The sequence below is a fragment of the Lactiplantibacillus sp. 3062 genome (assembly GCF_055413545.1).
Genome location: NZ_JBVAYE010000010.1, coordinates 54,706 through 68,901, shown reverse-complemented (window position 1 = coordinate 68,901; position 14,196 = coordinate 54,706). Strand labels below are relative to the sequence as shown.

Annotated in this window: 11 protein-coding genes and 1 pseudogene; 2 read left to right on the top strand and 10 right to left on the bottom strand. The window is 41.7% G+C overall.

The window, feature by feature from the left end; translation table 11 throughout:
• Positions 1-23 precede the first annotated feature (23 nt).
• A complete protein-coding gene (locus tag ACWQAU_RS12445; protein WP_003642455.1) occupies positions 24-467 on the top strand; it encodes a hypothetical protein in 444 nt (147 codons plus the stop codon).
• A gap of 312 nt (positions 468-779) precedes the next feature.
• On the top strand, positions 780-1,631 hold the full coding sequence (locus ACWQAU_RS12440) for an SDR family oxidoreductase (RefSeq protein ID WP_003645317.1): 852 nt from the start codon (positions 780-782) through the stop codon (positions 1,629-1,631).
• Positions 1,632-1,745: 114 nt separating this feature from the next.
• Here the strand turns inward: ACWQAU_RS12440 and ACWQAU_RS12435 are convergent, their stop codons facing one another.
• From ACWQAU_RS12435 to ACWQAU_RS12390, 10 genes and pseudogenes are all read right to left on the bottom strand, one after another.
• A complete protein-coding gene (locus ACWQAU_RS12435) occupies positions 1,746-2,570 on the bottom strand; it encodes a Cof-type HAD-IIB family hydrolase (RefSeq protein WP_003643461.1) in 825 nt (274 codons plus the stop codon).
• Between the two features lie 172 nt (positions 2,571-2,742).
• Complete coding sequence (locus ACWQAU_RS12430) at positions 2,743-3,606, bottom strand: ROK family protein (protein ID WP_003642458.1); 864 nt, start codon at positions 3,604-3,606, stop codon at positions 2,743-2,745.
• A gap of 3 nt (positions 3,607-3,609) precedes the next feature.
• Positions 3,610-6,240 (bottom strand): alpha-mannosidase, encoded by a 2,631-nt coding sequence (locus ACWQAU_RS12425; RefSeq protein ID WP_079111857.1) that lies wholly within the window; start codon positions 6,238-6,240, stop codon positions 3,610-3,612.
• Positions 6,241-6,321: 81 nt separating this feature from the next.
• Positions 6,322-7,422 carry a PTS fructose transporter subunit IIC gene (locus ACWQAU_RS12420; protein ID WP_027821675.1) on the bottom strand — a complete coding sequence of 367 codons (1,101 nt, stop codon included), beginning with the start codon at positions 7,420-7,422 and terminating at the stop codon, positions 6,322-6,324.
• A 32-nt stretch (positions 7,423-7,454) separates the two neighbouring features.
• Positions 7,455-7,775, bottom strand: a complete 321-nt coding sequence (locus ACWQAU_RS12415) for a PTS fructose transporter subunit IIB (RefSeq protein WP_003642461.1) — start codon at positions 7,773-7,775, stop codon at positions 7,455-7,457.
• A 16-nt stretch (positions 7,776-7,791) separates the two neighbouring features.
• Positions 7,792-8,253 carry a PTS sugar transporter subunit IIA gene (locus ACWQAU_RS12410; RefSeq protein WP_003643463.1) on the bottom strand — a complete coding sequence of 154 codons (462 nt, stop codon included), beginning with the start codon at positions 8,251-8,253 and terminating at the stop codon, positions 7,792-7,794.
• 15 nt (positions 8,254-8,268) lie between these two features.
• The gene (locus ACWQAU_RS12405; protein ID WP_003643464.1) at positions 8,269-9,885 is read right to left on the bottom strand and encodes a BglG family transcription antiterminator; all 1,617 of its coding nucleotides are present in this window, start codon (positions 9,883-9,885) and stop codon (positions 8,269-8,271) included.
• Between the two features lie 646 nt (positions 9,886-10,531).
• Entirely contained in the window at positions 10,532-10,990 is a 459-nt protein-coding gene (locus ACWQAU_RS12400) for a MerR family transcriptional regulator (RefSeq protein ID WP_003642464.1), read from the bottom strand.
• A gap of 93 nt (positions 10,991-11,083) precedes the next feature.
• On the bottom strand, positions 11,084-11,947 hold the full coding sequence (locus ACWQAU_RS12395) for an SDR family oxidoreductase (RefSeq protein WP_027821674.1): 864 nt from the start codon (positions 11,945-11,947) through the stop codon (positions 11,084-11,086).
• Between the two features lie 216 nt (positions 11,948-12,163).
• A pseudogene (locus tag ACWQAU_RS12390) lies at positions 12,164-14,165 on the bottom strand (glucose PTS transporter subunit IIA).
• Positions 14,166-14,196: the final 31 nt, after the last annotated feature.

The window sequence follows — 14,196 nt, the reverse complement described above, 5'->3', positions numbered from 1 at the left end:
CAATCATATTAGGGGGAATCATCATGGCAGCTACTGATAGTCAAATTGCATTAACGATGACCTTTACGTTACGGCCACCATTCAAGACTCATTTCTTACTATTAAAAGATTACGTGGCGGATGTTCGTATCCCGGCTCGTGATGGGATGCTAACGACGATTATTGCCAAAAACATTCCGCTATCACCGGCCTTAGAGCAACTAAAAACGATTTTTGATGATGTCCAAAACCCAGTTTACTGGCGCTTACACGACCAAGCCGTTCAGGAATTCTTCAGTGCGCATCCTGAACAGCGACCGGTCCTGCCAATCGACTTGCTGCAAGTCATGCTCAATACATTATCTGCCCAAGGTTTGTCCGATCAACAATTAATGCACATTATGAAAGACGTTTTTGAACGGCTACAAACCAATGACTTCAACGGACAGGCATCACAGCGAATTTTGACGTCGTTGAACAATAAGTAACACGCCACCATTTATCGCTGACTTTTATAAATTAGGATTAGATAACACCAAGTTGTCTAATCCTATTTTTTCGGACATAAATCAATAGCAGTAACTAACTAAGAACATTCTTTAGCACATCGATGAAACTTCATTAGTCACAGAAACTTGCACTAATACTCGTTTTTCTTTTTCTTAGCCATTCATTATATTCCAGCATAAGAAGATGGTCTTTCGGTTATCGAAAGCAAACTTGTTGACTTTGAAGTTACATGTGATAAGCTAATCACTGTAATTTTTATTGCTACAGCAATTTGAAAGGATGTTTTAATTATGAAATACGCCATCACTGCCGCTACTGGTAAATTTGGTCAAAGCGCCGTTAGTACGCTGAATGCTAAAGTTGGTGCAGAAAATGTTTTAGTAATTGCTCGTAATCAGGACAAAGCTGCTCAGCTGTTTCCTGATAATCCAATTCGTACCGGGAATTACGATGATGTCGACTCAATGACGAAAGCCTTCGAGAACGTTGAACGCGTGCTCTTCGTTTCATCACAACCTGGTGGTCCCGTTGACCGGGCCACCGCTCATAAAAACGTCGTGACTGCCCTTAACGCCGCTCATGTTAAATTTGTCGCCTACACTAGTTTTCCCAACGCACAGGCAGCAGTCAGCGCCTTAGCCAATGATCATCGGGCCACCGAAAATGCCATAAAAGCGACTGATATTGCGCACAGTTTTCTTCGTAACAACTGGTATTTAGAAAACGAAATGGGCTTCTTACAAAGTGGTGCCCATAACCAAGAAACCTTGTACTGGGCTAATAATACAGCTGGCTGGGCCTTGGAACGTGAATATGCCGAAGCGGCAGCAACCGTTTTGATGGCAGATGCCCCTCAAGAAGTGTACGAATTTGCTGGGACACCCCTCACTTATGCCGCACTCGGTCAAGCACTCCAAGAAGCAACTGGCAACCAAGTTAAGATTACCCAAGTCAGTCAGGATGCGTACGTGCAATTCCTTGAAACGACTGGTCTAAATCATGATACCGCTGCTTTGTTTGCCTCATTCCAATCCCCAATCAATGATGGTGCGCTGGCTGAAAAGTCAGCCGACTTAGCTCATGTCTTGGGACGTCAACCATTGGAAGCCAGTGTAGCTATTAAAGAAATCTTAGCGCGCTAATAACGAGCTAGCTGTAGGTTTCTCTTAAATATCTTCTACAATACGAAAATAGGAAGTTCAACGAACATGGCGTTGAGCTTCCTATTTTTTAATGATTCGTAAATGGCCTTTTCATTAGCGCGTAACATCAGCAAAATACTGAGCTAAGGTTAGCTGAATACCATTATGATTATTATCAGTTGTTACTATGTTCGCTGCCTCTTTAACGGGTTGTGGCGCATTAGCCATCGCAACACCAATCCCCGCTGTCTGGAGCATCGCAACATCATTAAAGTTATCGCCAAACGCAAGCGTTTCAGCAGGGGTAACTTGATCATCCTGTAATAATTTCATTAATGCGGCTGCTTTAGTTACGCCTGCCGCAACGATTTCTAAATAAGTTTCTTTCGAACGATAAACTGCTAAGCCGCTAAATTCATTACGGCTTAATCGTTGTTCAATCGCCTGAATAATATCTGGATCGGCCATGATCATCATTTTATGCACTGGCGTCGGCATCCGTTGCAACCATGTGCCCAAATCCGTGACATGGGGTGCATAACCAATTCCCGTCGCTTCCTGCTGTTCCCACGGGCCATTAGTAGCCACCAACCAGTTATTATTCGAATAAATACTAATTGAGGCAGCTGGCCAATCATGAGCTACTACCGTTTGCACAGCTTGTGCTAGTTTAGGGTCAACGGCTTGCTCTTCAAAAACAGTTAGTCGATCATTCACATCGGTCGTAGCCGTTAGCGCGCCATTATAGGCAATCATGGTCGAATTAATTCCTAGTTGTTGTGCAATTCCAAACATCCCCTTAGGCGAACGTGCTGAGGCCAACACCATTTGTGCCCCCCGTGCAACCGCTGCTTGAACTCCCGTAATTGTAGCCGGTAATAACTGTCCTTGACTGTCGACTAGGGTACCGTCGATATCACTTACGATTAATTTGATCATTGATTTTCCTCCGTTAAGTTAATCATGGCTATGCTAAGCGTAGACTTATATTATGTATCCTTATAGATTCTACTGTAGCATGAATCAAGTCATAAATAAGTATTCCAGACCATTTTTCATTCATAGTAAAGTAAAAGAACCGATAACGTTACTTGTTATCGACTCTTTTTACCTAAAATATCAAATTTTTGGCCAGGGCGACATTACCAATCGTTGCAGAACCATTATTAGCAATTCCCGTTAAAACAATCAAATGATCTAAGTTCGGTAATTCAACATAATTGTTATTAAGCTGCTCAACGTCTCTTCTAATCACTGGAAGTTCAGTTTCGCTTACTACTGAGCCACCAATAACAATTCTTTCAGGCATGAAATTAAGATATGCATCAAAGACCAGCTGTGCAATATAATAACTGATCAACTTAAATACTTCATTGGTTCGCTTCAATTGTTCCCCCGGTTTGCCAGTTCGAGCCTCAATTGCGGGTCCTGAAGCCATGCCTTCAAAGCACCGATTTTGATGATATGGACAGACACCCTTGAAGTTATCGCCTGACATAGGTATGACCATTGTATGTCCCATTTCAAGATGAGACATACCACCTATGAAATGATTATCTTGGATAACACCACCACCAATGCCTGTCCCAATAGTAAAGTATACTAGTGAACGCACTGCTTGTCCTTGTCCAATCATATATTCACCATAAGCCGAAGCATTTACGTCCGTTGTAAAAGTAATTGGAATTTTCAAAGCTGCCCTCAACATCTGTACAACATCCGTATGAGACCAACCAGCTTTTGGTGTATTTAAAATCTGACCATATGTCGGTGAATCCACCTTAATATCGGCTGGGCCGAAACTCCCGATTCCCAACGCATCGACTGGATTTTTCTTAAAAAATGAAACACAGGCTTCCAGCGTTTCATTTGGCTTTGTGGTCGCTACTCGTTGTCGCTTCAAGATACGGTAGTGCTCATCAGTAATTGCTAAAATGAACTTAGTCCCTCCAGCTTCAATACTTCCCAAACGCATGAGCTATGCCCCCTGATTGTGTATGAGCAAGGTAACCATATCATAAGGCTGAATCATTAATTGTTCCGAACATGGTTGAGCCTCTTCCAGAGCATTTACCTGAATGAAATGTTGTTTTAATAAGGGGGTCAAATCAGCAGCCACACCAGATTCATTTGCCAAACGGATAACAAAACTATTTGGCACAGTATAGGCCGGATACAACGCGCTAATTGTGACATGTGGATCGAGTTTCAAAAATGACTCGCACTCTGAGATAGTTGGTAATGAATCATCAAATTCAACATCCCAAATTTTATTGTCTAATCGATTTACAAATAAATTCAATTTTTGTAATTGATAACTAACATCGGGTGCTAACCACTTTTCAGCAATTATTGCCAATTTATTTTCATTCAATTGAGACGTGGAAACTAACCCAAACTCAAATGTATTTGCTCCTAATTCTTCGGCCAACGGCGTTGGTGTCATCTGATGCCCAATACTAGTTGTATCGCCTGAAGCACGACCTGGTCGCCACAGTAAATTAGGCTTACCAAGTTGACCAGTGGTTGCCATTAATGTGACATAAAATGCTTTCTTTCCTAACTCGTATTCCTTCATTCCTTTAGCAATTAAATACAGGCTATCGCTAGCCCCTTGCATCCCGACAATTTTATCAAAGTTATAAAGGTTAACCGGTTTTTCAACAAATTCTTCTTCCCAATTTTCCGCAATTGGTAAATTACGTGTTCTTTGAAAGCCGCCTTGAACTTGCGCAACTGCAGTGTCACTTTCAATTGCTGTATTAATTTTTAACCGTAATCGATGATCTAGAACCTGATTATCGACAGTTAAACGACCTGCCAATACATTGTCACCATCAGTTAAAGTCAACGTTAATTCAAATGCGACATCGTGCAGCTTTGGTTCGTGACTAATCCTGTCAGCCAAGCCTTCTGGTAACTGCCACTTGCCGCTTAATCGCAGTTCTTGCCTTCCAGCTCCAACATAAATGGCTACAACGCCGGCTAAAGGCAAGTCAACCTCTTTGTCGCCTCGAAGCGGTGAATAATCGTACGTATCACCATCATTACCCGAATCTACAATACTAATGATGTTTTTGTAAGTTTTCCCATTAGTAGTTGCCTGAAAGTTGCCATCGACATAATTCACTTTCCAACTTTCATTTTGGATAGCCGTTTGTTGCTCAGACTGTAATTCTGGCAAAGCTTCTGCACCATCCTTAAAGTCAATTACTTGGTAGCCCAACCCATCAAACTGGACTGCAACTTGTACTTGTAATTCATAGTAACCAGGCTCGTCTTTAAATTCAAAGCCTTTAGCCGTTTGTTGCATGATATTTTCTCGCTTAGCCACATAATTTGCACTTAAAATAGTTGCTTGATATTTTTCATCAAACATAATGTTTTTCGATGATGTTAAGAAACGGATTTTCTTATATCCATTGAATGGGCGTGGATCAGTATTGAATACAAGCACCTGATTGGCATCCAGTTTCAACCGTTGTGCGATTCTTTTCTTGATATAGTTTTCGATACCGTCTGCAATTTCAAAACCTTGTTTGAATCGATGGTCAATATCAATAGCAACATTATCAGAAACACTGCCACCCAAACTGTCATGCGGTTGACATTCTAGCAACTTTTTCCAAAGTTTCAAAATAAGACCCTTAGACACATCGATACCACATCTTTTGGCGATGACCATCAGTGGCTCAACACGTCGTAATATTTGCTGTTCGAGTTTGAAATTCTGCCGTTTAATGCGCGAACGTACTGAACCAATTGTCCGATGAACTCTAGCATAAGTTGGATACCGCAACTCGCCTTGATAATCCGGTAAATCGTTGCGTTGTCGTAATGTTCGCATAAACTTCGGATAATTGCTGATCACAATCTGATTATGACTATATTTATTTATCTTACTAATAGTCTCAGATACGTTATGAATAATATTCATTTGATCGATTCCCGAAGGCACTAGGACCGAATTATTTTGACCCTGTTGACTTTCAAAATCAATTCCTGGATCTAGACGGTTTGCAACGAACTCTTGTAAGTTTTTCTTCGAATCCAATGCGATTTGACCAGTATAGTAACCTAACGGAAAATTAGCAGCATAGACTTGACTATGACCTAGACTGTGCCATTTAAAATAAACAGAGTCCATTTGTCGCTTAAAATTAGTGCCCCGCCAAAAAATAAAGTCATTAATGCCAACTTGATTTAAGAGCATTGGCAATTGCGAATTAAATCCAAAAGTATCTGGCAAATAGCCAATCATCATTGGTTGCCCATACTTTTGTTTGGTATCGTTGATGCCAATAACTAAGTTACGAATAATTGATTCTGCATCAGGTATCATCGCATCAGTCTGTGTATACCATGGTCCAACAAATAATTGATTACGGTTAATTAATTTCTTTATCCGGATAACATCTTCGGGATGCATTTCAACATACTCATCTAGTATTGATGTCTGTCCGTCTAAAGTAAAATTAGCTTCAGGATGCGTTTCTAACTCCTTCAAAACATTTGAGAACAGCTGATCACTTAGCACCTGTGCGTCCTCAGTTGTAAAATACCATTCTCGATCCCAATGAGTATGATTTACAAAATGTGCTTTTGTCATAAATGTATCGCTCCCTGTTATTTTAGGTAACAAAAGCCGCACTACGGCTCTTTAACCATTATGCGGCTCGTTTTAGTCAATCTAAGCTTCAAAATTAATGTTAATGTCGTCCTCATTATCATCAGTGACTTGTTCTTCGCTCTGTGTTTGGTTAAAGTCCACAGCCAATGGTGCCAGTACACCGATAATCGCAGCGCAAACAATTAGACCGATTAAATAGGCCCAACCATTCGTAATGGTGACAAATCCATAAACCCCACCAACAGGAGGAATCTTAGCCTGAGCCCCAAGTAAAATCGTAGTCGCCGAACCAGCAGCACCAGCAATCATATTAATTGGAATTAATTTCAACGGGTTAACTAATGTAAACGGAATAGCACCTTCTGTTATTCCAATAAATCCCATGAACCAGTCGCTTCGTCCAGCATCAAGTAATTCATCAGAAAAACGATGCTTAAAGAAAGTCGTCGCAAATGCATATCCTAAGGGAATACCAGCAATAGCCACATTAACGATCATTGCAGGGGTGTAAATCTTTTCAGCTAATAAAACGTTTCCTGCCATCCATGCAGCCTTATTAACAGGACCGCCTAAGTCAGAACCAATCATAGCGCCCATGATAACTGCTAAGGTAATAGCACTTACACCGCTTGTACTCATTTGTTTAATCCAGGCGACAAGTGATACATTAATCCAAGTCAGCGGTTGCTTCAAAATGACTCCCATCAATATTGCCACAACCATTGTAGATAGCAGCGGTACAACAACTAATGGCATAATAGATTCGAACTTTTCACCAACATGTAACTTATTGTGACACCAACGTGCAGTATAACCAGCTGCAAACCCAGCAACCAAGGCTCCTAAAAATCCCATATTAGAACTAGATGCTAATGAGCCCCCCATGAACCCGGCGGCTAAAGCTGGCTTATCGCCAATAGCATATGCAATGTAACCGGCCAAAACTAAATTAACTAAGCCAACACCAATCCAACCAACGGCTTCAATTTGTCCCATATAAAACCAAAAACCAGTTTTATACGCATCAAAACTTGTAATTCCAAAACATAGACCTATCAACTTAGGAACTGCAACTACGAGGGACCCGCCAATAACAACCGGTAACATATATGAAATACCAGACATTAAGTAGCCCTTCCACTCAGCCAATATTTTCTTCATAACTCACTCCTCCATTCTTCATTAAGTTCATTTTATTTAACACGAGCAGCAACCGCTTTGCTGACCTTATCAATAACAGCTTTCGGCTTTTTAATACACATATTAATATCAACTCGAACTGCTGGAATCCCTTCAAATCGATCCATCTTTTCAATTTTTTGATCCGAACCAATCAATAAAAACTTTGCGCTTTTCGCCTCTTCAACTGTAATTTCATTTTTAAGTCCCATTGCACCCTGTTGTTCTACTTTAGCTTGTAAACCTAGTTCCTGCGCTGCTTTTTCTAGCGCTTTCGCCGCCATTGGTGTATGTGCTAACCCTGCTGGGCATGATGTAATTGCAACAAAATCCATATCAGTCATCCTCTTTTTATAAAATTTTTTCCGAACTATTGGTTAATACAGTGTAAACATCCTGAACTGTTTGACTTTCAAGTAATGCTTGACGCTCACGGTCATCCACTAATGCACTCGCAAAGTTAGCTAGAATCTGTAAGTGTGCCTGCTCACTATTTTTTGGAACTAGCATAGCAATTACCTGATTAACTGGTTGGTCATCAAATGTCGGCCAATCTTGAATGCTTGTTGTAGAGCGAATGAATAGTACAGCAGGTTGCCGCAGATATTCTGAGATTGCATGAGGAATCGCTATACCGTCCTGCATTCCTGTTGAAGCTTCTTTTTCTCGTTGATACAGCGCTTTCAAAACTGCATCTTCGTTATCTGCAAAGCCAAGTTCAATTGCTTTATGTGCAATAAAGCTAAAAACATCCTCACGTGTTCTAAAATGTTCTTTTAAAAAAATATACTTCTGTTTAAAAATTTCTGTCATATTTGCATTTCCCCTTCACTGCTGTGCTAATGTATCAATAATTTCTTGAGCATTTTGAGCCTTTATTAAGGCCGTCATTCGCTGCCCATCTTGAATCAAATTATAGAAATAACTGTAAATATCATCCATTTGTGTTTCAACCGTGCGATTCAGGGCTACGAAAAATACAATATGGACATTTTCGTGATCCCATTTAATTCCCTTTTTCGACGTCATGATTCCAATCGTTGGTTGCAAAACATGGTCGATATCACCATGGGGAATTGCAAATTTATCGATAATGGTGGATGCAACTTGTTCACGTGCTAACGCTGAATTTTGCATTTGATTATCAACATACCCATACTTTTCTAGCCGATCAGTTAGTTGAATAATCGCCATCTTTTTTTCAGTTGCCTTTGAATTTGTAATAATACCGTTTGGACTTAATAATTTAACAAATGCGTTCCGCGTATACTTTTCTTGACGAATATCTTGACTTAACTTTTCCAATAAGCTGAGTTCTTGGTCATTCAAAAACGGACTGACTTGAATAACCCTCGTACCGCTCATCTTTAACGGGATAGTCGAAATAATAATGTCTGCAGTCACTGTTGAAGTCATCAACTCATTCACAGACAAAGTGCCAACAATCTGAACATCCGGTAGTTTGTCCATGACACGTTGCTTTAGTAACTCCGCCGTACCATAACCAGTGCTACATACAATTGCAAGCTCAACATCTGGTTTTAAGACCTTTCGGCGCTCAATGAACGATTCAAAGTGCAGTGCTAAGTATGCAATTTCATCCTCAGTTAGCTGTAAATGGTATTGCTTTTCAATCGCCATCGCTAATGCTAGTGCTTGATCAAAAGCGACGGGAAAATACGTTTTAACTTGATTACAATACGGATTCGTAATACTAATGCCATTTTTAATGCGAACCAGCGCCGGACGTAAGTGTAGCGTTAGATTACGTAATAACTGATTATCATAATCCGTTAGCACGCTACGTAGCCAGTCGACTATCGTTCGTTCAACTAAGCCGCTTCTATCCAGATCAATGTACCCATCCTCAATGGCCGCGACATGCATATTTAAATAAGCAATTTCTTCATCGGGAATTTCACACTTAAAGGCCACGATAAGCATTTTAACTAATTTGTTGGTACTCGGAGATATTGCCATAGTGTCAAAATTCTGTGTCGTCGTTTGAGTAATAAACTCGCCATTCTTAATTCGCTGAATCGCAATAGTTGTATGGATCAGTAAAGACTCATATTGATATTCATTTACATCAACTTTTAAAATCTTCACAAATTTATTCAGGACTTTTTGCATCTGATTTAAGGTTTGTTTATTGACATATCGTTTCAGGGACTGCGGCACTTTAAATGTGCGTGTCATTTTGCCAGTCTGTTGATTTTGCTTAATCTCTTGTCCCCAATATGACTGTAATAGCTGACCAATCACTCGACGAACATCACTCTCCGAACTATTGAATTTAACACCTTCTGTAGTGGCCGTCAGCTTCAACCCATAATCCATTTTTAAAACATTTAAATCACGTTCCAACGTACTACGACTAATAAAGAAGTGGTCAGCAATATCATCTAATAACACTGGTTTAGATTGCTGTGTCAAGAATGTCATAATGCTAATTCTGCGTTCTTGCTCACTTTGGCTATTATCCTTCAGTATCGGAAACTCAGCCAACAGTCCCTTCGTATTACCACTAAAACGAATACCCTGTCCTCTTTTCCTAACAAGGTGTACACCTTGTTGGTTGACTACCTTTTCCACCTCATTCAGATACTTAGCAATCGTCTTACGAGATGTGCCCGTATACTCCATAATATCTTGATAGTGAACTATCCTTTTTGACAATATCAACTCAATAATCATTCGTGTAAGAGTTGCTGGTGAACTATTCGGCGCCAAATTTATCACTCCCTAACTTTTACAATTCATATGATAATGTAACCGTATACATTATTTAAGCTCATAAAAGTACACTTGTAGCTAGTGTACCTTTCATAAGTTATTATTCTTTGTGCTGTCGGCCATATACTTGAAGATTGCTTTAGAAGTTTAATCTCGAATCCTATTGTGACTAATATTACCCCGATTTTGCGCGTTATCTTACAGGAAGACAAATCATTTACTGAATTAATTAACTATTGATATCAATCATAAAAAAGCAGCGTGATTTCATTATCCTGAAATCACGCTGCTAAGACTATCCAATTACAATATTCCTCAGAACAGTCTAGTATTAACTCTCATTATCAAATGGTGCCTAACTATCTGGTCTCGAATTATCCTTCAATTCAAACTTAACTTTATCCCCCACGAGTTTGACAAATAGTTCCTGGTCAGGCTGAGGATCAAATGGCCCCAAGTCGACAAGAATCTGACCATTATCCGCCACTTCATATCCTTGGTAACGATCGGCAAGCAGATGATAGATTGTTTGGGCTGGTCGCATCCGCTCATCCACCTGAGCGGCCGCCGCCTTCAAGGTATAACCAGTCTGCAATAAATTACTCATCGCGGCTGCCTTGATAACCATTTTCATTGTATACACGCGAGCCTGGCCCGGCTCATCCTCGTTCTTAGGAATAATGTACCCCTTTTTTTGCCAATACCGTAGTTGTCGTGGCGAGACACCAGTCATTCTGCTTAGTTCACTAATACCAATAGTTAATTGTCCTTTATGAAAAAGCTCACGTAAATCTGCACGCGTCCCGTTAGTCATACTGGCGACTCCTTTCCAAAGTTGCTATTGATATAAATTATAGCATGGAATTTCGTCGCGACCATTAACTCGCTTGGAATTTTCCGTGATTAATTAACTTTTCTGATAATTTGTTTGTAAGTAATCCAGCAATGACTGGGCGGGACGATCCATAATCAGCTGATAATCATCACTTACTGTGGCTAATAGTCCGCGGGCGCCACCGGCATACATCGAGGCCAACATTGGCCCCTCACCATTCTGATTGTACATATCGCTGAAGGCTTGCAAGGACACTGGTCGATACCCGATTGGTTGCCCGCTCACCTGACTAAGCACAGTAGCGAGTTCCGGCATCGTGTAAGCTCGGGACTGTGTTAACGTATAGATTCGACCACGTTGTAATAAATCAGGCGTTGTGGCGACTTTAGCAAAAGCGGCCGCACTATCTGCCTGACTGATGAAGCTGAGAGCCTGATCAGCCATTGGATAAACGACCTTGTGCCGTTCAATTAATTCTGGCAAATATGGCACTAACGGATCCGCGTAAAGCGCATTCCGGACAATCGTATAGTTAATATCACTTCCAGCTAATCGCCGGGGCACGTAACCATAAAATGCTGATAATTCAAATGGATTATTCACCTGATCGGCAATGAAACCCATGACTAGGAAATGATGCACATTCGCCTGTTGGACTGCTGCTAAGACGTTCTCAAATTCTTGGACCCGCGAATAACTATCATGACTCTTACTAGGAATATAGATCAGGACATCACTGTCTTGGAAAAATGCGCGTAACTGCTCTGGCTGCTGGTAATCAATAGCCGCAACATGCAAACCTTGTTGTTGGTATACCTGGGCCTTACTGAGTGTATGGACCCCTAAATATAATTCAGTGGTGGCGACTAACGGTCTCATCGCGGCAACAATCTGTTGTCCTAAATGACCAGTGGCACCTGTAATCGCATATTTCAATTTAACTCGCCCTTTCATGTAACTTTATTAGTTACATTTAACTAAATATCGATATATTTGTCAAATAAAGCGGCCGCTTATGATATTAACGTCACCCATTGCCGCCATTAATTCGGAAACATTTCGTCGCTACATCGTTAAAATTAAATACACAGAAAGGGCTACCCTCATTACAAGAGCAGCCCTAAGAAATGCTTTTCTAAAAATAGTTAAGCCCTAATTTGCAACCTGTTGACCAAGGTGCTTCTTTTCAGGCGCCTTCTTAACGTTTTTGACATCATTATCGGAAAAGCCAAACATCCACGTTAACGTAAAGGCGACAATCAAGTCGATAGCAGAGGCAATCAAGAAACCGTAGAAACTAAAATCAAGCCCCTTAGGATTGATGAAGGAGGTCACACCGATCAATGATCCGGCGAAGCCCCACATGTTAACGTTAAACAGTCCGGTCAAGAAACCGCCGACAGCACCACCGATACTTGCAGTAATAAATGCCCGGCCGTATTTCAGATTGATCCCTGATCCCGTACATTGCAGGTTCAGTGACCCCACAGAAGGCTGAGATCGTTGCTGGCCAAGCGAGCTCTTTAATATTAGCAAACTTAGACTTCAGCGCAATTGCTAAGACCGCGCCACCTTGGGCAACCATCGTTGCAGAAACAATGGCATTCAAGTAACTGTGCCCAGTTGTCGTAATATCGTTGACAACAATTGGAATAATCGCCCAGTGTAACCCGAAGATAACTAATACTTGGTAGAAGCCACCGATAATTAAGCCAGAGATGGCTGGACTGAGTTTGTAAATCGCCACAATTCCTGCAGCCAATGCGCCAGACAAAGCTGTAATGATTGGCCCGAGGATGATAATGATGGCTCCAGAAATAATCACAACTTCAAACAACGGTACGAAGATCATCCGTAAGACTGTTGGGATGACCCGCTTGAGCCATGGTTCCAACTTACTTGCTAACCACGCCCCCGCAATCATCGGGAAAATCGAGTAGGTATAGGAGGCAACGTGAACCGGAATGCCAAAGAAGTTCGCATTGATTGCCATTCCCAATAAGTGACCCGTAACCTTTCCGGTTGTTGCCATACTAACAATTGCTGGGTATGTTAAGACCCCACCAATAATTCCCATGATAACCGGATCAGCCCCTAACTTCTTGGCTGCGGTAAAACCAACAAATATCGGTAAGAAGTAGAAGACGGAATCACCCATCGCATTAATAATCACGTAGGTCGGCGTTGTCGCAGAGACGAGGTTGAAGTTCTTTAGTAACGACAAAATCCCCTTTAAGATCCCAGAAGCTGCCAACAACCCAATCACTGGAATCATGGATCCCGTAATAATACCAATCAAGCTGCTAAAACCGTGTTTGACCTTCTGCCACGGCGTCATTTTCTGCCACGCTACCCGGTTCGCTTCCTTCTCCATCGCAACAGCCGAAGCGTCAGCATCCCCAAAGCCTGCGCCTAGTTGACCCACGATTGCATCATACACGTCGGTCACCGCTGGCCCAATCACCACCTGGTACTGACCACCTGCCTTTGCAACATCGATAACGCCCTTTAGGTTTCGGATTACCTCGTCATTGGCCTGCCCTTCGTCCTTTAAGTAAAATCGAACCCGGGTAATGCAGTGAATCACGCTTTTCACATTTACCGGTCCACCAACTTGAGCAATGATTTGAGTCGCCAATTCATCGTACTTGCCGCCCTTACCCTTAACCACCGATGCTTCGGCAACGTGTTCTTTCAATTCAACAACAGCACCGACGACCCCGGCACGGACTTCACCCAGTTCGGGCGTTAGTTTGGTAACCATATCCGCCGTATTCGTTACGGCCATGATTACCGTGGTATCCTTGTTCGCACTAGTAATCGCCGCTAAATCCATCACGGCCACTTTTTCGCCGGCCTCGACCGTATCACCAACTTGCACGTTAACTTTAAACGGTGGCCGATCTGCTAGTTCGACCGTATCGATACCAAGATGAACCAACACTTCCAGACCATTGTTCCCCGTAAAGCCAATCGCGTGCAGACTCGCTGCAACCATCGTTACTTTACCACTGATTGGTGCAACGACCTGTCCATCTGTCGGTTCAATACCAAATCCTTGCCCCATCATCCCTTGTGAAAACACCGGATCGTGAACCGATTCGAGTGGCACTAACTGTCCTGCAACTGGCGTTAATAAATGCACTTGCTTCATAGCGATTCTCCCCCTTTGACTAATCAATAAT

Excerpts from the sequence above, each read along its gene's own strand:
- ACWQAU_RS12445 (WP_003642455.1), top strand. The coding sequence starts at position 24 with ATGGCAGCTACTGATAGTCAAATTGCATTAACGATGACCTTTACGTTA.
- ACWQAU_RS12440 (WP_003645317.1), top strand. The coding sequence starts at position 780 with ATGAAATACGCCATCACTGCCGCTACTGGTAAATTTGGTCAAAGCGCC.
- ACWQAU_RS12435 (WP_003643461.1), bottom strand. The coding sequence starts at position 2,570 with ATGATCAAATTAATCGTAAGTGATATCGACGGTACCCTAGTCGACAGT.
- ACWQAU_RS12430 (WP_003642458.1), bottom strand. The coding sequence starts at position 3,606 with ATGCGTTTGGGAAGTATTGAAGCTGGAGGGACTAAGTTCATTTTAGCA.
- ACWQAU_RS12425 (WP_079111857.1), bottom strand. The coding sequence starts at position 6,240 with ATGACAAAAGCACATTTTGTAAATCATACTCATTGGGATCGAGAATGG.
- ACWQAU_RS12420 (WP_027821675.1), bottom strand. The coding sequence starts at position 7,422 with ATGAAGAAAATATTGGCTGAGTGGAAGGGCTACTTAATGTCTGGTATT.
- ACWQAU_RS12415 (WP_003642461.1), bottom strand. The coding sequence starts at position 7,775 with ATGGATTTTGTTGCAATTACATCATGCCCAGCAGGGTTAGCACATACA.
- ACWQAU_RS12410 (WP_003643463.1), bottom strand. The coding sequence starts at position 8,253 with ATGACAGAAATTTTTAAACAGAAGTATATTTTTTTAAAAGAACATTTT.
- ACWQAU_RS12405 (WP_003643464.1), bottom strand. The coding sequence starts at position 9,885 with ATGACATTCTTGACACAGCAATCTAAACCAGTGTTATTAGATGATATT.
- ACWQAU_RS12400 (WP_003642464.1), bottom strand. The coding sequence starts at position 10,990 with ATGACTAACGGGACGCGTGCAGATTTACGTGAGCTTTTTCATAAAGGA.